This window comes from Halomonas sp. SpR1 (assembly GCF_031010175.1).
GTDB lineage: Bacteria > Pseudomonadota > Gammaproteobacteria > Pseudomonadales > Halomonadaceae > Vreelandella.
Window position 1 is genome coordinate 45,568 of the sequence record NZ_JAUAMB010000029.1, and the last position, 17,779, is coordinate 63,346.

19 protein-coding genes and 2 tRNA genes are annotated in these 17,779 nt (G+C 53.5%); 15 read left to right on the forward strand and 6 right to left on the reverse strand.

Annotated features, from left to right (window positions below; genetic code table 11):
* The first annotated feature begins 251 nt into the window (after nucleotides 1–251).
* Both QT231_RS17850 and hda read left to right on the forward strand, forming a co-directional pair.
* Complete coding sequence (locus QT231_RS17850) at nucleotides 252–1,382, forward strand: AI-2E family transporter (protein WP_308338186.1); 1,131 nt, start codon at nucleotides 252–254, stop codon at nucleotides 1,380–1,382.
* On the forward strand, nucleotides 1,379–2,086 hold the full coding sequence (gene hda, locus QT231_RS17855) for a DnaA regulatory inactivator Hda (RefSeq protein WP_308338187.1): 708 nt from the start codon (nucleotides 1,379–1,381) through the stop codon (nucleotides 2,084–2,086). The genes QT231_RS17850 and hda overlap by 4 nt, the downstream gene beginning before the upstream one ends.
* 101 nt (nucleotides 2,087–2,187) lie before the next feature.
* Here the strand turns inward: hda and QT231_RS17860 are convergent, their stop codons facing one another.
* Nucleotides 2,188–2,562, reverse strand: a complete 375-nt coding sequence (locus QT231_RS17860; protein WP_308338188.1) for a phasin family protein — start codon at nucleotides 2,560–2,562, stop codon at nucleotides 2,188–2,190.
* A 290-nt stretch (nucleotides 2,563–2,852) separates the two neighbouring features.
* On the opposite strand from QT231_RS17860, the gene QT231_RS17865 reads away from it, so the two are divergent.
* The gene (locus QT231_RS17865) at nucleotides 2,853–4,229 is read left to right on the forward strand and encodes a class II fumarate hydratase (protein WP_308338189.1); all 1,377 of its coding nucleotides are present in this window, start codon (nucleotides 2,853–2,855) and stop codon (nucleotides 4,227–4,229) included.
* 26 nt (nucleotides 4,230–4,255) lie between these two features.
* Here the strand turns inward: QT231_RS17865 and QT231_RS17870 are convergent, their stop codons facing one another.
* Nucleotides 4,256–5,326, reverse strand: coding sequence for an endonuclease/exonuclease/phosphatase family protein (locus tag QT231_RS17870; protein ID WP_308338190.1), 1,071 nt, complete (start codon nucleotides 5,324–5,326; stop codon nucleotides 4,256–4,258).
* A gap of 247 nt (nucleotides 5,327–5,573) precedes the next feature.
* Here QT231_RS17870 and QT231_RS17875 point away from each other — a divergent pair.
* Both QT231_RS17875 and QT231_RS17880 read left to right on the forward strand, forming a co-directional pair.
* Nucleotides 5,574–5,650, forward strand: a tRNA-Val gene (locus QT231_RS17875).
* 23 nt (nucleotides 5,651–5,673) lie between these two features.
* Nucleotides 5,674–5,750, forward strand: a tRNA-Val gene (locus QT231_RS17880).
* A gap of 68 nt (nucleotides 5,751–5,818) precedes the next feature.
* Here QT231_RS17880 and QT231_RS17885 read toward each other — a convergent pair.
* The 4 genes from QT231_RS17885 to QT231_RS17900 form a co-directional block, all read right to left on the reverse strand.
* Nucleotides 5,819–6,292 (reverse strand): GAF domain-containing protein, encoded by a 474-nt coding sequence (locus QT231_RS17885; RefSeq protein ID WP_308338191.1) that lies wholly within the window; start codon nucleotides 6,290–6,292, stop codon nucleotides 5,819–5,821.
* 98 nt (nucleotides 6,293–6,390) lie between these two features.
* The gene (locus QT231_RS17890) at nucleotides 6,391–7,182 is read right to left on the reverse strand and encodes a MetQ/NlpA family ABC transporter substrate-binding protein (RefSeq protein ID WP_308338192.1); all 792 of its coding nucleotides are present in this window, start codon (nucleotides 7,180–7,182) and stop codon (nucleotides 6,391–6,393) included.
* A 104-nt stretch (nucleotides 7,183–7,286) separates the two neighbouring features.
* Complete coding sequence (locus QT231_RS17895) at nucleotides 7,287–7,940, reverse strand: methionine ABC transporter permease (RefSeq protein ID WP_088700003.1); 654 nt, start codon at nucleotides 7,938–7,940, stop codon at nucleotides 7,287–7,289.
* Entirely contained in the window at nucleotides 7,921–8,979 is a 1,059-nt protein-coding gene (locus QT231_RS17900; protein WP_308338193.1) for a methionine ABC transporter ATP-binding protein, read from the reverse strand. Before QT231_RS17900 ends, QT231_RS17895 begins: the two co-directional genes overlap by 20 nt.
* 636 nt (nucleotides 8,980–9,615) lie before the next feature.
* On the opposite strand from QT231_RS17900, the gene QT231_RS17905 reads away from it, so the two are divergent.
* The 10 genes from QT231_RS17905 (at nucleotide 9,616) to moaE (ending at nucleotide 17,559) form a co-directional block, all read left to right on the forward strand.
* A complete protein-coding gene (locus QT231_RS17905) occupies nucleotides 9,616–10,242 on the forward strand; it encodes a riboflavin synthase subunit alpha (RefSeq protein WP_308338194.1) in 627 nt (208 codons plus the stop codon).
* Nucleotides 10,243–10,450: 208 nt separating this feature from the next.
* Complete coding sequence (locus QT231_RS17910; protein WP_308338195.1) at nucleotides 10,451–11,749, forward strand: NCS2 family permease; 1,299 nt, start codon at nucleotides 10,451–10,453, stop codon at nucleotides 11,747–11,749.
* Between the two features lie 53 nt (nucleotides 11,750–11,802).
* Complete coding sequence (locus QT231_RS17915) at nucleotides 11,803–12,348, forward strand: adenine phosphoribosyltransferase (RefSeq protein ID WP_007114414.1); 546 nt, start codon at nucleotides 11,803–11,805, stop codon at nucleotides 12,346–12,348.
* 6 nt (nucleotides 12,349–12,354) lie between these two features.
* Entirely contained in the window at nucleotides 12,355–12,834 is a 480-nt protein-coding gene (gene gpt, locus QT231_RS17920; protein ID WP_009286932.1) for a xanthine phosphoribosyltransferase, read from the forward strand.
* A gap of 2 nt (nucleotides 12,835–12,836) precedes the next feature.
* Nucleotides 12,837–13,520, forward strand: a complete 684-nt coding sequence (gene ung / locus QT231_RS17925) for a uracil-DNA glycosylase (protein ID WP_308338197.1) — start codon at nucleotides 12,837–12,839, stop codon at nucleotides 13,518–13,520.
* 95 nt (nucleotides 13,521–13,615) lie between these two features.
* Nucleotides 13,616–14,245 (forward strand): uracil phosphoribosyltransferase, encoded by a 630-nt coding sequence (gene upp / locus QT231_RS17930; RefSeq protein WP_007114411.1) that lies wholly within the window; start codon nucleotides 13,616–13,618, stop codon nucleotides 14,243–14,245.
* Between the two features lie 87 nt (nucleotides 14,246–14,332).
* On the forward strand, nucleotides 14,333–15,565 hold the full coding sequence (locus QT231_RS17935) for a uracil-xanthine permease family protein (protein ID WP_308338198.1): 1,233 nt from the start codon (nucleotides 14,333–14,335) through the stop codon (nucleotides 15,563–15,565).
* Between the two features lie 83 nt (nucleotides 15,566–15,648).
* Entirely contained in the window at nucleotides 15,649–16,242 is a 594-nt protein-coding gene (mobB, locus tag QT231_RS17940; protein WP_308338199.1) for a molybdopterin-guanine dinucleotide biosynthesis protein B, read from the forward strand.
* A 49-nt stretch (nucleotides 16,243–16,291) separates the two neighbouring features.
* A complete protein-coding gene (moaC, locus tag QT231_RS17945; RefSeq protein WP_308338200.1) occupies nucleotides 16,292–17,089 on the forward strand; it encodes a cyclic pyranopterin monophosphate synthase MoaC in 798 nt (265 codons plus the stop codon).
* 2 nt (nucleotides 17,090–17,091) lie between these two features.
* Nucleotides 17,092–17,559: a molybdopterin synthase catalytic subunit MoaE gene (gene moaE, locus QT231_RS17950; protein ID WP_308338201.1), complete on the forward strand. Its 468-nt coding sequence runs from the start codon at nucleotides 17,092–17,094 to the stop codon at nucleotides 17,557–17,559.
* The last annotated feature ends 220 nt before the right edge of the window (nucleotides 17,560–17,779 follow it).

Genomic DNA, 17,779 nt, shown 5'->3' on the forward strand with positions numbered 1-17,779 from the left:
CTAGACGATAACTGGAGCGGATTGTAACACTCAGCGGCGCAAGCCGCACCGCTGTCGCACATGATGAAAAGCTTACGAGCGACTTTCGCTTATATGCGGCATAGTGGTGGCGTGATAAAAACAGTAGCAGCGGATGAAAAGAGTGTAGTGGCGAGTGAACGTTAGGTGTGATCAGTAAAATGTGTCGCGATAAGTGCAATAGTAACGATAAGTGCAAATAAGCGGATTAAATCCACGTTTGAGAGGGATCTATGCGGAATTCTTGGTGGGGTGTCCTATTTTTGGTAGCAATAGGCGGTTTAATTTATCTGTTAGATGCGGTTCTGATGCCTTTTATTGCTGGGATGATTCTCGCTTACTTAGCTGATCCGCTGGCTAACCGTTTCCAGCGCTGGGGCATGAACCGACCCTTCGCGGTAAGCAGCGTTTTTTTAGTGCTGTTGATTATCCTCGTGGCAAGCCTGTTGATATTGATCCCGTTGCTTGTCCAGCAGCTTAAACAGTTGGGTGAAGCTATTCCGGGTATCTTTAATTGGGTAGAAAACAGACTCGCACCACAGGTGCAAGAGTGGACAGGCTATGACTTAACCGCGGAGTTAACCAATGCCCGGGAGACGCTAGTCGAAAACTGGCGAGATGCTGGCGGCTACTTAGCCCAGGTGTTAGGACAAATTGGCCGTTCAGGTATGGCGTTTGCGACATGGATCACCTACGTGGCACTGATTCCTGTGGTGACTTTCTATTTGCTGTTGGACTGGAATCGCTTACTGGCCAATATTGCTAACCTCATTCCACGCCAGTGGGCAGACGATACCTTTCGATTGGCGCGCCGTTGCGATGAAGTACTGTCATCGTTTTTACGTGGTCAACTGCTGGTGATGCTCTGTTTGGGGATTATTTATGCGGTGGGTTTAACGTTGATGGGGCTTAATTTTGGCCTTTTAATTGGCTTTGTGTCTGGGTTGGTAAGTATTGTGCCATTCTTGGGCTTTATTGTTGGCTTGGTGATTGCCCTTGTGGTTGCGCTATTCCAATACGCCACCTGGTGGGCGGTGCTAGGGGTCATCGTGGTGTTTAGTATTGGTCAAATGGCCGAGAGCGTGATTCTGCAGCCTAAATTACTTGGGGATAAAATTGGCCTGCACCCGGTCGCAGTTATATTTGCCGTGCTGGCCGGTGGTAACCTGTTTGGCCTAACCGGCGTATTGTTGGCACTGCCGGTGGCTGCGGTGATCCTAGTGCTGCTAAAAGAGGTGAAAGTTCGCTATCAGCATAGCGAGCTATACGACGAAAATAATACCGACAAACATAGCTCAATCATCGAGGTCAGTTCTTCGCACCATGATGAGCTGGGACATCATGATGGACGGGAGTCACCATGAGCCGAATACCGGCACAGCTTCCTTTGGGGATTGGCCTGCGCGATGACGCGACCTTTGATAACTACTATGTGGCGCGTTCAAATACGCCGCTGGTAGAGCACCTTACTCAGCAGCTTACCCCTGAAGGTGAGCAGTTTCTCTATCTGTGGGGAGCGCCAGGGGTGGGGCGTAGCCATTTGCTTCAGGCGGCGTGCCATGCGGCGTCTGATGCAGATAAGCGTGCGCTTTACTTGCCGCTGGATGATTTGGGCCACTTTCCGCCGTTAATGCTGGAAGACATCGAGCGTCTGGATCTTGTCGCCATTGATGACCTGGAATGCGTGATTGGCCGTAAGCGCTGGGAGGAAGCGCTGTTTCATGCTTTTAACCGGCTAAGAGATGCAGGCAAGAAATTAGTGATTGCAGCCAGCGCCTCCCCGCGACAGCTCAACGTAGCGTTACCCGATTTGGCTTCCCGCCTGACTTGGGGGGTCACTTTTCACGTTCACCCCTTAGAGGATGACGAAGAGCGTTTGGCAGCGCTAAAGCTGCGCGCCAGCGTGAGAGGGATGCAACTGCCTGATGACGTTGGACGCTATATTTTGCATCGCGGCCCCCGGGAGCTAGGCGAACTCTGCCGAGCGGTGGAAACTCTGGATAAAGCATCGCTATCAGCCAAGCGCAAGCTAACGATTCCCTTTGTAAAATCCGCTCTAGGTTGGTAAAGCTGCTGTTAAAGACATGCGAACTAGAACGCCCCTGTTGGCGAGAGCCAACAGGGGCGTTCTATAGGAACTGCTTACCAGCTTACTGATTCAGTAAGCGATTAAGCCGTTTTGCTCAACTTGCTAGCAGCGGTTTGCGCCTGCTTAACGTTGTCTTCGGTAATTTTCTGGCTTTTCTGGATGAAGTCCTGCTGTAGGGATACGACTTTATCGGTATCGCCCTTAACACGCTCAGCCAGCTCTTTAGCCACTTTTTGCTGACCTTCCATATAGCTGCGCAGACCTTCTGCGTCTTTCACGTCCATCATTTGGCGCATTTGCGCAATGCCGGTATCAACGTAGGCTTTGCTGGCGTCCATTTGGGCGTTAAGCATTTTTTCGCTGTAATCGATGCTCAGCGCCAAGTAAGCGCGTACTGGTGCCATAAACATGTTGTCAAATTGCTGAGTCATTTCGTTAGTATTTAATGTACGCATCGTCATACCCTCCAGGGTTTGGTCTTGCCAAAAGCAGCTATCCAGAGGTTGGCGCTGCCTATTGAGTGGTTAGCTTTTTAAGCTATCTTGCGTTGCAGCATAGCAACTGTTTTTGTGCAGTGCAACATTTGGTTTTTGGCATTTAATGCCCGTGGGGTAAGCATATGTTTACCCGTATGGTCTAAACAGCTAGCTTGAAGGTAGAGAATGTGGTTTTAGCCAGCGAACGATAGACCGGTTACGGGCTCAGATAAGCATCACTGTTAATCTCACTGTTGGGAGAAAGAGCAATGGCAACACGGATAGAACGCGACAGCATGGGCGAATTGGAAGTGCCATCTGAGGCCCTATATGGCGCCCAAACTCAGCGGGCAATCAATAATTTCCCTGTCTCTCATTCGCCTATGCCGTCAGCCTTTATCCACGCAGTCGCGCGTATCAAGCTAGCGGCAGCCCGCGCTAATCAAACCCTGGGAGGGCTTGATAGCGCGCGTGGGGAGGCGATTCAAAAAGCGGCGCGCGAAGTGTTAACTGGTAAGCATGATCAGCACTTTCCCATCGACGTGTTTCAAACCGGTTCAGGCACCTCCACCAATATGAATGTCAATGAAGTGTTGGCGACCTTGGCAAGCCGGGAAGGTGTCGAGGTAACACCGAACGATCACGTCAATATGGGGCAGTCCAGCAATGACGTAATTCCCACGGCGATTCACCTGTCGGCTGCCATCGCGGTGCACGAATCGCTGCGCCCAGCCCTGGTTCACCTGCGCGATACCATCGACCAGCGCGCCAGTGAGCTGAGCCATGTGGTGAAAACCGGACGTACCCATCTCATGGACGCCATGCCGCTGCGTATGGATCAAGAACTGGGCGCCTGGTCGAGCCAGTTAAGTCAGGCCATTGAGCGCTTTGATAGCGCCATGAAACGGCTGTGCCGATTAGCTCAAGGCGGAACCGCCGTGGGAACCGGTATTAACGCACCGATCGGTTTTGCTGAGCAGGTCGCCCAAGAGCTGAGCGAACAGACGGGGTTGATGTTCACCCCTAACGACAGCTTCTTTGCCAGCCTCTCTTCCCAGGACGCAGCGGTAGAGCTTTCCGGGCAGTTGAAAGGCTTGGCCTGCGTGATTATGAAAATTGCCAACGATCTGCGCTGGATGAATTCCGGCCCGCTGGCGGGGCTGGGTGAGATCGAGCTAGAGGCGCTACAGCCCGGCAGCTCGATTATGCCGGGGAAGGTGAACCCTGTAATTCCTGAGTCGGCCGCCCAGGCTGCCGCGCAGGTCATCGGCCTGGATACGGCGATTACCGTCGCAGGGCAGAGTGGCAACTTCCAGCTAAACGTAATGTTGCCGCTGGTGGCTTCCAATTTGCTTACGTCAATCAGCTTGATGAGTAACACCGCCCGGTTGCTGGCTGATCGGGCGATTGCCACTTTCAAGGTGCGTGAAGATAACCTTAAAGGGCCCTTGGCCAGAAACCCCATCCTGGTGACGGCGTTAAATGGCACCATTGGCTACAATGCCGCCGCGGCGATTGCCAAAGAGGCTTACCAAGAGGGGCGGCCGATTATTGATGTGGCAGAGGAGCAAACTGACCTTGACCGTGAGACGCTTGAGCGGCTGCTGGATCCCGCCGCGTTAACTCAGGGAGGCATCCCTGAGTAACGCGAAGTAGGTTCGCTAGCTTAGCCTCAGGTTTCCTGCTGCTCGGTTTTGCCTTCCTGAATTGTTTCGCTGGCTTCACTGCGCTCCTCGGCATCCGCTTCGGGCGTTTCATGTTCGTCTTGGCGCGAGGGGCGGTAACAAAAGGTGGCCAGTATCGGAAAGTGGTCGGAGCCGAAGTAGTTAAGACGCCGCATACCAACCAAGGTGAAGTGCTCGGTCACGAAGATATGATCCAGGGGCCAGCGCAACACGGGATATTTGGCGTGGAAGGTGCTGAATAAGCCCCGCCCACGGCGTGGGTCTAGCATGCCGCCAACGCGGCAGAAAAGCCGAGTAGTGCGTGACCAGGCTACATCGTTCAGATCCCCGGCGACCAGCGTTGCCCGGGGATCTTTATGAATCTGTTTGCCCACTAACAGCAGCTCAGCATCCCGCCACAAGGATTTTTCACTCTCGTTGGGCGCCGGTGGCCGTGGATGGAGTGCGTAAAACCGAATGCTATCGCCGTTAGCAAGCGTCACTCGGGTATGGATTGACGGGATGTCGTCCTGTATTAGCCACTCAACGGAAGTATCAGTAAGTTCCAGGCGAGAGTAGAGGTGCATTCCGTAAAGGTTGTCGAGCGGGATCTTAACGCTGTGCGGCCACTGCTCTGCGAGTGCAGGATCCAACTGATCCTGCCACCACTGGTCGGACTCAAGCGTCAATACAATGTCAGGCTGGTGCTGTTTGATCATCTCGATTAGCGCTTGCGCCTGGCGATTCGGGGTCAGCACGTTGGCAATCAGCAGCGTGATCTTTTTATCTGCATCGTTACTCTCTGCCGACTTGACCTGCACAGGCCACAGCTTTGTGAAGGGCAGAATGTAGTAGCCTTGAAACAGCAAAGTGATGCCCGAGGCGAGTAGGGCCACCCATAGCCAGGGGTCGGGCTCAACGAAGATAACGGCTAATAACCAGGTTATTAGGGCTAGGAAAGCGATCTGCAGGCGCGGAAATTCAAAACTGCGAATCCACCACCAGTGCAAATGTATGCGTGCTATCAGCGTCGCCAATAACAGCACGATCGCTATGCTTCCTAGCAAAATACCCAGCATGGTTTATCTCCCTGTAGATGACGTCCAGCGCATTGAAGCGCTAAGCCTAGCGCTAGAAGGTTGTAGGTGTCGAATCGAACATCTATTCGTCATGGGAGTAACGCCGGTGGGAAGAGGGCACACAATGGGAAAGAGCTTGCAATTCAGTGATAAAAGCGTAAGATATGCATCCGTTGCAAGGCGCGTAGCTATCCAAATAGCGCACTCCAGATAGACTAATAGCAGATAGACGAATAGCTAGCGTAATAGAACCATAGCTCAGTTGGTTAGAGCGCCACGTTGACATCGTGGAGGTCGGCGGTTCAAATCCGCCTGGTTCTACCAGTCTAATGCCAACGCCTCTTTTCAGGACCATAGCTCAGTTGGTTAGAGCGCCACGTTGACATCGTGGAGGTCGGCGGTTCAAATCCGCCTGGTCCTACCAGCTTTTATCAGAAACGCCCCGAGCAGCGATGCTTGGGGCGTTTTTGCGTGGGTGTTATAGCGCGCTTTTTAAACAAAGTGGGGCAGGTCAGTTTGGCGCAAAAAGGTGGTGACCAGGGCTTCAACACCGACTTGATCTTGTTGAGTAAAGCGCGCATGCAGTGGGCTATCCAGATCCAGGACGCCCCACAGACGGCCATCCACTACGATGGGAACCACTAGTTCGGAGCGGGAGTTGGCGTCGCAAGCAATATGGTCGGCAACCGCATGGACGTCGTCCACACGTTGGGTGGTTTGCTCGCGGGCGGCTGCGCCGCATACGCCTTTGCTAAAGGGGATCGGGTGGCAGGCGGGCTGTCCCTGAAAAGGGCCTAAACCTAACACATCGGGCTGGCGCTGAAGGTAAAAGCCTACCCAGTTTAAGTCGTTAAGCTGTTGATGAATAAAGGCACAGGTTTGTGCACTATTGGTGAGCCAATCGCGGGTATCGAGCAGCGCTTCAAGCTGGCGATTAAGCAATGAGTAGTCAACACTGTTTTGCATTTGGCATCCTTTGTTGCTAACGCAACAGGCCGACACTTTTTGCATATGGGGTTACCTATGCGTGTCGGCCTGAGGTCATCTTTTGACGGCTTGCGGTATTACTCGATCCAACCAGGAACGGCTGCACCCTTGAAGAGCTCTTCGGCTTTTTCGATCACTTCATCGCGCTGATAAGCATCGACCAACTGGCGAATCTCTTCACGATCTTCGTCACCGCCGCGCACCGCGATCAGGTTGACGTAAGGGGACTCAGGGCCCTCTTTGATCAAAGCATCATCCAGGCTTAAACCGGCCGGCTGTGCGAAGGTATTGTTGATGAATGCCATGTCCACATCGGGCAGCACCCGGGGTAGCTGAGCGGCTTCGATCTCGCGGAAACGGAAGTCGCGGGGGTTTTCAGCGATATCGATAGGCGTGGATTCGAGAAATTCAGGATCGTTAAGTGTGATCAGCCCTTCGTTGTGCATCAAAATCAGGGCGCGACCTTCATTTGAAGGGTCATTGGGCAATGCGATTTGAGCGCCGTCAGGCAGGTCATCGATGCTGTCATACTTTTCGGAATAAGCGCCAATCGGGTAAACGAACGTATAGCCAGCGATGGCCAGATCGTATCCGCGGTCGTCGACCATCGACTGCAAGTAGGGTTCATGCTGGTAAGCATTGGCGTCCAGGCTGCCATCCGCCAGGGCGGCATTCGGGGTAACATAATCAGTAAATTCGATGATTTCCACATCAAGGTCGTACTCTTCTTTGGCAATGCGCGCAGCCACTTCCATTACTTCGGTTTCTGGGCCAGCAACGGTACCCATTTTAATGCTACGCGTTTCAGCGTTGGCGACGTTAACCGCAAGTGCCAGGGCAGTAAGGCTGCCAATAATCAGTTTTTGCATGAGGTCTCTCCAGTGGACGTTGTGCTTGATAGTGCAATGATGCGGCAATAAAAAACCGTTGTCTAATGCATTTTGGTTATAAAGGATTGCTGATGAGCTTACTGCTACTTGCGATCACTTTTGCGTACCAAGTAGTCGCCCAGGCTCTGAAAGCCCTGCACCATAACGACCAGGATCACCACCGTAATCAGCATGATGGTGGGGTTAAAGCGGTTGTAGCCGTAGCGAATGCCTAAATCGCCGAGGCCGCCGCCGCCCACCGCGCCTGCCATGGCGGAGTAGCTTACCAGTGTGACCACGGTGATGGTTAAGCCGGTCATGATGCCGCCACGAGCTTCCGGAATCAGCACCTTGCGAATAATTTGCCAGGGAGTTGCCCCCATGGCTTGGGCAGCTTCGATTAATCCGGGGGAAATTTCATTGAGCGCTGCCTCGACCAGCCGCGCGACAAACGGAATAGCGGCAATGGTGAGCGGCACCGATGCGGCATTAATGCCAATCGAGGTACCCACCAGCATGCGCGTAAAAGGAATGATCGCTACCATCAAAATAATAAACGGGATCGAGCGTCCAATGTTGGTAACGATGCTCAGTACTTGATTAAGTACTGGCTTCGCTAAAATTTGCCGCGGACGCGTGACGTAGAGCATCACCCCGAGTGGCAGGCCAACGAGGGTGGAAATAAGCCCGGAAACGGCCACCATATAAAGCGTATCCAGCGTGGCCTGTAAAATTAAATCAATCATTGCGCTGGACATGGCCGAGTACCTCCACTTGTAGTTGATGAGATTCGAGATAGTGCATGGCTTGCTGGGTTTGCGTCGCAGAGCCCAGCAGTTCCGCAATCATCAGGCCCAGGGTACGCTCCTGAATCGACTCTACCTTCGCTTGTAAAATGCTCACATCGACCCCGCACTCCCGCGCCAGGCGTGAAATCAACGGCGTCGAGACTGCATCGCCAGAGAAGGTCAGGCGTACCACGGGATGGGTGTTTTCGCCGGGGGTATCAAGCAGCCTCTCGATCAGCTCTTTAGGTGGCGTTAGCTGCAGGAAGTCGTTGAGAAACTCACGACCCAGCTGGGTGCGCGGGGCGGTAAAGAAGTCGCCAACTTCCGAGTCCTCCACCAGTTCGCCGTCCGAAATCAGGCTCACCCGGTGGCAAATCGATTTGACCACTTCCATCTCGTGGGTGATCAATAGGATGGTAATGCCTAGCTGATGGTTAATGTCGCGCAGCAGTTCCAGGATTGAACTGGTGGTTTGTGGGTCTAGCGCCGAGGTTGCTTCATCGCAGAGTAGTACTTGCGGCTTGCTGGCTAGCGCCCGGGCGATCGCTACCCGCTGCTTTTGCCCCCCGGAAAGCTGGGCAGGGTACTGATTGGCTTTATCCGCCAGACCCACCATCTCCAATAGCGGAATAACGCGATCGCGCACGGTGTGGCGTTTTTGTCCCATCAGCTCAAGGGGTAACGCTACGTTGTCGAATACTGTGCGTGTGGTTAGCAAATTAAAATGTTGAAAAATCATGCCGATACGATGACGCGCTCGGTTGAGTTGCGCGTTACTCAGGCGTGTCATTTCCTGACCATCGACTGTTACGCTGCCGCTAGTGGGGCGTTCTAACAGGTTAACGCAACGAATGAGCGTCGATTTACCTGCGCCGGATAGGCCTATGACGCCGTGAATTGTACCCTTGGGCACCGTAAGGGTAGCGTTTTTGAGCGCATGGATGGCGTTTGCACCGCTGCCCTTGTTGTTACTGAAATAGGTTTTACTGACGTTGCTAAGTTCAATCATAGCGTTTGCCTTACCGGTAGGCCGAAAACAGTGTGCGGGAGTGCGCGCCCCACGCGGTTAAAAACAGTTCGGAGCGAACGGAGCGGCTAAGCTCTCGGGTCACTAAAAATAGGGCGGCTAAGGATAGGGCGGGGAATAAAAAAAGGCCACCCTAGTGGGTGGCCATTAACGCTGGACACACCCTTTTAGCTGCACTTCACTGGGTCAATAACCAATACTAAATCAGTGACCAAGTGGACGCCCGCAATCTGGGTACAAATCGGCGTCATTACATTTGCGGCAAAATTTTAGAGTTAGGCAGCTGTGTTGTCAATTTTAGCCGTCGTATTTTATGTTTTTAGTCAGTGAATTGGCATTATTTTCTAATATTTGTGAATGTTTTGGTTTTTAGTTCTGCTGATGGGGTTTAAAAAGCCTTTCACTGGATGAAACCACCTCCAGGCCAACAGCCATACACGCGTGAGTGGCGTAGAATAGGGCAGTCAAAAACCAACAACGCAGTGCACAAACATAAGACAGCAGTAGTAAGCTTGCGCCCATGACTTAGCATTTGACTGCTCAATGCTTCTTACTACTCCTTCTTTACTACTTAATTTTAACTATACGTTTTTCACTACATTGGGAGAGAACAGCCTTATGTTTACTGGCATTGTGCAAGGGGTAGCCAGAGTAGTGGCGGTGCGTGAGCTGGATGATTTTCGCGTGCATGTGGTGGAAATGCCTCCTTCAATGCGCGAGGGGCTTGAGATCGGCGCATCCGTTGCTCATAACGGCGTTTGTTTAACAGTAACGGCGATTGAGGGCGATAGCGTTAGTTTTGATTTGATGCGTGAAACGCTGCGATTGACTAATCTTGGTGCAATTACCCCCGGGCAATGCGTCAATATTGAGCGCGCTGCGCGCTTTGGTGATGAAATTGGTGGGCATTCCATGTCGGGCCACATTATTTCAATGGCCGAAGTGGTGGCCATCGAAGAAGCGCCTAACAACCGTCGGCTGTGGTTTTCACTACCGGAAAGGCTGGGCCGGTTCGTGTTTGAAAAAGGCTATATCGGGGTGGACGGTATTAGCTTGACCATTGGTGATGTACGCCACGCTGAGAGTGGAGCCGTGGAGTTCAGCGTCAATTTAATTCCTGAGACGCTGTCGCGCACAACGCTTCAGGATAGGGCGCCGGGGGATCAGGTCAATATCGAAATTGATCCGCAAACCCAGGTAATCGTTGAAACCGTTGAGCGCGTATTGTCGCAACAGCGTCGTTAATAGTGTTTATTGGTTGTTGGGCTGACCGATCGGTTAGATCATGGCCTAAAGATTGCTTGGTATTCGGCGGCGGGGCGGTTTCCGCCGACACTGGTCGCCATGCTTAGGCGCTCGCATCAAGGCGAGCGTTTCGGTAGTATGTGCGGCTTTTCTCAGCACCAGAACGCATACAAGTCATGCGACGTTAGCGCTAAGGACAAGAAACTTCATGAAACTTCTGGATAACTATTTCAAGCTCTCCGAGCAAAAAACCAACGTGAAAACAGAAGTTATCGCCGGGATTACCACCTTCCTGACGATGGCCTACATTATCTTTGTCAACCCGAGCATCCTTTCAGAAGCGGGGATGGACTACGGCGCGGTGTTCGTGGCGACTTGCTTGGCGGCGGCGATTGGCTGTTTCGTCATGGGGTTGTGGGCCAATTACCCCATTGCCCAGGCGCCAGGCATGGGTTTGAATGCCTTCTTCACCTATGGCGTCGTGCTGGGGATGGGTTATACCTGGGAAGCTGCATTGGGGGCGGTCTTCTTTTCTGGTTTAACCTTCTTCTTATTGAGCATTTTTAAAATTCGCGAGTGGATCATTAACGCCATTCCTATGACGTTGCGGCTGGGTATCGCCGCCGGTATCGGTCTGTTCCTGGCGATGATCGCGTTGAAAAACGCCGGCATTGTGGTTGCCAATCCGGCTACCTTCGTGACGCTGGGTGATCTATCTCAGCCGTCGGCTATTTATGCACTGTTGGGGTTCTTTGTAATTACCGCGCTCTCATACTTACGCGTGACCGGTGCGGTGATGATTGGTATTTTGGGGATTACCGTGATCGCCATGGTGCTTGGCCATAATGAATATGGCGGTTTGATGTCGATGCCACCCTCCATTGCACCTACCTTTATGGCCATGGATTTGATGGGCGCGCTGGATGTGGCGATGCTCAGCGTAATCTTTGCCTTTCTGTTTGTTGACCTATTTGATACCTCAGGCACGCTGGTCGGTGTTGCTCACCGGGGCAAGCTGCTGGACAAAGATGGCAAGCTACCGCGTATTGGCCGCGCCATGATGGCTGACAGTACCGCGTCGATGGCGGGTGCCGCCTTGGGTACTTCCACGACGACTAGCTATATTGAATCAACCGCAGGTATCGCCTCGGGTGGCCGCACCGGTTTAACGGCGGTAGTGGTGGGGGTTTTATTCCTGATCAGCCTGTTCTTCGCACCGCTGGCGGGGTCGATACCGGCCTACGCTACCGCGGGTGCCCTGCTGTATGTGGCTGTATTGATGGCGGGCAGCTTGGCCCACGCTAATTGGGAAGATGCCACTGATGCCGCACCGGTATTGATTGCGGCCCTGGCGATGCCGCTGACGTTCTCGATTGCCGAAGGGATCGGGCTAGGCTTTATTAGCTATGTGGCGATCAAGGTGCTGTCGGGCCGCTTTAGTGACCTGAATCCCGCAGTGGTTATTTTGTCGCTGCTGTTTGCGGCAAGGTATCTTTTCTTGGTTTGATCGGCTTTTGCCGTTTTTACTACTTAACTTTTGACTACTCAATGAGAGACGCGATGAGCATCTACGGCGACTATATTAAGTCCGTCATTCGCACGGTTCCCGATTGGCCTGAAAAGGGCGTGAATTTTCGCGACATCACCCCGTTGCTGCAAAATAGCGCCGCCTTTCGCAAGCTGATCGATAGCTTCGTACACCGCTATCAGGAGATGAACCTGGATGCCATCGCGGCCATTGATGCGCGGGGGTTTATTATTGGTGCGCCGCTCGCCTATGAGTTGGGCTGCAGCTTTGTCCCGGTGCGCAAGAAGGGCAAATTACCCTTCAAAACCATCAGCGAGACCTACACTCTGGAGTACGGTCATTCGGAGGTGGAGCTGCATTCCGATGCCTTCCAGAAAGATGACCGTATTCTGCTCATGGATGACCTGATCGCCACCGGCGGCACCATGCTCGCAGCGGCCAACCTGATTCAGCGCAGCGGCGGTCAGGTGGTCGAAACGGCCACCATTATCGATCTACCCGAACTGGGTGGTTCGCAGAAAATTCGCGATGCAGGTTACAGCGTATTCGCCGTTTGTTCTTTCACTGAAGACGAGTAATTCCCCATGAGCAGCGATCGTTACCACCAACATTTCACTGTCTCCTGGGATCAATTGCACCGGGATGTGCGCACCCTGTGCCATCAGATGATCGAGCGTGATTTTAAAGGCATCGTGGCGATTACCCGCGGCGGTTTAATTCCTGCCGCGTTGATTGCTCGCGAGCTTAATATTCGCCTAATTGATACCGTATGTATTAAAAGCTACGACCATATGGATCAAGGCGGCCTGGATATTATGAAGGGCGTCGATCATGACGGTGAAGGCTGGCTGCTCGTCGATGACTTGGTGGATACCGGCAAAACGGCGCGGGCGGTACGCAAAATGCTGCCTAAAGCTCACTTTGTGACTATTTACGCCAAGCCGGACGGTCGCCCCCTGGTGGATCAATACCTGACCGAAGTGGCTCAGCAGTGCTGGATTCAGTTCCCCTGGGATATGGGCGTTGCCTACGTCGAGCCGCTTGTCGATCAAATGAAGAGGTGAGAATGGCCAATCCACTTCCCGACGACTGGAGTCAGTGGCTGGGTAATGAGTTCCAGGCTGACTATATGCTGGCGCTAAAAGCGTTTCTGGCTGAGCAAAAAGCGGCCAAAAAAATCATTTATCCGCACTCCACGCAATGGTTTCGTGCTTTTGAATTGACTCCATTGAACGAAGTGAAGGTGGTTATTTTAGGTCAGGATCCCTACCACGGGCCGAACCAGGCCCATGGCTTATGTTTTTCCGTACAGCCCGGTGTTCCTGTGCCGCCGTCGTTGGTCAACATCTACAAAGAGTTGGCCTCCGATGTCGGTTTCACCCCCGTGCGCCACGGTCATCTGGAAGCATGGGCCAAGCAGGGCGTGCTGTTGTTAAACACCTCGCTTACCGTGGAGCAGGGCAATGCGGCCTCGCACCGCGGTAAAGGGTGGGAGCCATTTACCGACCGTGCGATTGAAACTGTGAGCCAGCATGCGCCGCCGTGTGTATTTCTGTTATGGGGGAGTCATGCGCGCCAGAAGAAGGCGTTAATCGACCAGGGGCGTCATTTAATCCTTGAAGCCCCGCATCCTTCACCGCTTTCAGCGCACCGAGGCTTTTTTGGCACCCGGCATTTTTCCCAAGCCAATCAATTTCTACAAGCGCAAGGGCGAGCCCCCATTGAGTGGCAATTGCCGGAAACCCCTTAACCTTGCAAGTGGTTGCGGGTAGAATACGCGCAATTTTGTGCCTAGCTGATGCAACCCTGGTTGCCATTCTGAATCCCCTGCAGTGAGGAAGTCCCATGAGTGTTTACGCCATTAACCATCCGCTTGTTCAACATAAGCTGGGACTGATGCGCGAAGCTGACCTAAGCACTAAGAGCTTTCGTGAACTGGCAGGTGAAGTTGCCAAGCTGTTGACCTACGAAGCCACCAAAGGTCTGGAGCTGGAAGATCATGAAATCCAGGGATGGAATGGCGAGCCGATTGCCACGCGTCGGTTAAAAGGCAAAAAAGTCACCGTCGTGCCGATTTTGCGTGCCGGGCTCGGCATGCTGGAAGGCGTCACGGATCTCATCCCCAGTGCACGGGTAAGCGTCGTTGGACTCTACCGCGACGAAGAAACGCTGCAGCCAGTGCCATATTTTGCCAAGTTTGCCAACGATATCGAAGAGCGCATGGCCATCGTGATTGATCCCATGCTGGCCACGGGGGGGTCTATGGTGGCAACACTGGACATGCTGCGTGAGCGCGGCTGTGAAAGTATGAAGGTGATCGTGCTCGTCGCCGCCCCTGAAGGTATCAAGCGGGTGCAGGATGCTTACCCGGATATCGAAATTTACACCGCCTCAATTGATGACCGCCTCGACGAAAATGGCTATATCGTCCCAGGGTTGGGCGACGCTGGCGATAAGATTTTTGGAACGCGCTAAGCGTCATTAAATACATTGCCCCTTACGCACAGCGTCAGGGGCATTTTTTTGCACTCCTGCTATCCAATAATTACTAGGGATTCACTTATGCGTGAAGCTTCCAGTCAGGCTGAGTCGTGGCCGAAAGTCATCTTAACCGGCGCCCAAATGTTGTTTGTAGCGTTTGGCGCCCTGGTGTTAGTGCCTCTTCTTACCGGCCTTGACCCAAGCGTTGCACTGTTCACCGCCGGGGTGGGAACCTTGGTATTCCACGCGGTTACCAAACAGAGCGTGCCGGTATTTTTAGCCTCATCGTTTGCTTTTATTGCCCCCATTCAAGGCTCTGTGGCGAGCTTTGGCGTGTCTTCCACCATGGGCGGGCTAATGGCGGCGGGGTTGGTCTATGTGGCGATCTCTCAGGCTGTGCGTTTAAAAGGTACTGCTTGGCTGCACCGTTTGCTGCCTGCTGTAGTGGTGGGGCCGGTGATTATGGTGATTGGCCTGGCGCTGGCGCCAGTGGCGGTTAGCATGGCGACCGGTGAAACCAGTGACAACATCGGCTATGGTGCGGCGATTTTCCTCTCGATGACCAGCTTGTTGGTGACGCTAGTGCTGGCCGTGTTTGGCCGTGGGCTGCTGCGCCTGGTGCCGATTATCGGTGGCATTGTCACCGGCTATGTATTGGCGCTGCTGATGGGCGTTGTGGACTTTACGCCAGTGCGTGAGGCGGCGTGGCTATCGGTACCCAGCTTTACCGCCCCCAGTTTTCACTGGGCGGCTATTCTGTTTATGATTCCGGTCGCGATTGCCCCGGCGGTAGAGCACATTGGCGATATGGTGGCGATTGGCTCGGTGACCCGCAAAAATTACCTGGAAAAGCCTGGTCTACACCGCACGCTGTTAGGCGATGGATTGGCGACCAGCGTAGCCGCGCTATTCGGTGGGCCGCCAAATACGACCTACTCGGAAGTCACTGGGGCGGTTACGCTTACTCGGGCGTTTAACCCCAAGTACATGATCGTGGCCGCGATTATTGCCATTGTGCTGGCATTCGTGTCCAAGCTTGGCGCGTTACTGCAGACCATTCCTGGCCCGGTAATGGGCGGTATCATGACGCTGTTGTTTGGCTCTATCGCGGTGGTCGGCATGAACACCCTGGTACGCGCGGGACAGTCGCTGACGGCAGCGCGCAACTTGGTCGTGGTTTCGCTCATACTGGTGTTTGGTATTGGCGGCATGCAGTTTGGCGGTGGCCAGTTTACGCTGCAGGGCGTTAGTCTAGCCGCCTTGGTGGGTATTACGTTGAACTGGTTATTACCCCGTGAGCAAGAGGGCGAGTAAGCTAAGCGCAGTAATGGTATGTGCATTGCAAGAGTCGCTTTGCTTGTAAAGTGCGTTTAGTGATGATCGGGAGACTCGGCAGTATGGAAAACGAACTAACCGCACCCTTTCCCATTCTAGGGGTTGCCGCCTGGAGCGGCACCGGGAAAACGACGCTGTTAGAGAAGCTGCTGCCACGATTAGGAGCGCATGGCTTGAAAGTCGCAGTGATCAAGCATGCTCACCACTCATTTGATGTCGACCAGCCCGGCAAAGATAGTTACAAACTGCGTAGCGCAGGGGCCGCACCGGTACTGGTCGCCTCCCGTCAGCGGTTTGCGCTGATGCAGGAAACCCCCGGCCAGGACGAGCCTGATTTAGCCGAGCTAATTGCCATGATGGAGCCGCATCACCCCGATCTGTTGATTGTCGAAGGGTTCAAAGCATGGCCGATTCCCAAGCTTGTGCTTTACCGCGATGGGATTGGCGATGCGGCTATTTTAACCGGCCAATGGGTTGAGGCAGTCGCGCTCAGCGCGCCACCGCCTATCGACTTGGCGACTTCGGTGCCTCAGCTAGATCTAGACGATAGCGAAGCGATTGCACAATGGGTAGTGGCCTGGGTAAACGCTAAACACGATACGGTGTCTTTAGATACGATGTCTTCAGATACTGGGTCTTCAAATACTAGGTCTTAAAACACTATGTCTTCAAACACTAGGTCTTCAAAACAGCAATGGTGACAACATGCATCTGACCCACCTGAATACCCGTGGCGAAGCCAATATGGTGGATGTCGGCGATAAGCAGGAAACCCGCCGCGAAGCCGTCGCTTCTGGGCGCATTGTAATGCAGCCCGAAACGCTGAAATTGCTTAGCGATGGTGAATTGCCTAAGGGCGACGTGCTGGCAACCGCGCGTATTGCTGGTATCCAGGCGGCAAAACGTACCCATGAGCTGATTCCACTCTGCCATGCATTGGCGCTATCCAAGGTCTCGGTTGAATTCGAAATTGATGAGGCAGAATCCTGCGTTCACGTGACCTCGCTATGTCGCTTGAATGGCCGCACCGGGGTCGAAATGGAAGCCCTGACCGCAGTCTCGGTCGCCTGTTTGACGCTTTACGATATGTGCAAAGCCGTTGATAAAGGTATGCGTATCGAGGCCATTCAGCTCGATAGTAAGCAGGGTGGCCAGCGCGGTGACTACCAGCGCATGAGCGTCCAAGCGCCGATTGTCACAGGCGACGGCGTAGCCGGTGAAGTCAGCTTGGGCGAACGCTGCCCTTCACCCTGCATACGGGTTAAGTTTTTAGCCGAACTACGTGAGCGGGTAGGCGAGAGCGAGGCGGTTGTGAGTCTCGATCAGTTGGCCAGCCGTGACATTAGCGGATTAAAAGCGGCACTGGCAGAGCGCGATAGCCGTTTTAAGCAACTCACCGACCGGCGTACCCTGTGCGCGATTAACCAGGTGATGGCCAATGATGATGCGTTAGTGACCGATGATGACGAAGTGGCGTTTTTCCCGCCGGTTACTGGGGGGTGAGTGTGGATATTAAGCCGGATATTAAAGTAGCGGTTCAAGCAGACCCGTTCTCAATGACCTACGGCTATGACGATACCTTGGTGGGGCGCAGCGATATTGGCGCGGTGGTAAGTTTTACCGGCTTAGTGCGTGATTTCAATGAAACGCCGGATGTCACTGGGTTAACCCTGGAACACTATCCAGGCATGACCGAGCGCACGTTGACGGAGATTGGTGAGCAGGCTTGGCAGCGCTGGTCGCTCCAGGCGGTGCGGATTATTCATCGTGTCGGTTACCTAACGCCAGGCGACCCGATTGTGCGCGTGTTAGTGGCCAGCGCACATCGGCGTGAGGCGTTCGAAGCCTGCGATTTTATAATGGATTACCTGAAAACCCAGGCGCCTTTCTGGAAGAAAGAGCACTCTACTCAGGGCGAGTACTGGGTCAAAGAGCGCCACTCTGATCAACAAGATGCCGCGCGCTGGCGTTAATGCTTCTCTGTGAAATGGCGGCTTATTCCACCTAGGCACGGCGCAAAGGCAAGGGCTGGTTGAAGCGAGGGCCTTTTTCCACGGATGGAAAAAGTAGCGCCCATGGATGATGAGATGGTCTCCTCCCCCCCATTGTCGGCGTCAAAATGCGCCAGAATGAAAGTGTCACTTCATTCAAGACGGGAGAAGACCATGAACAAGTATAGGGTGATTGGCGTGG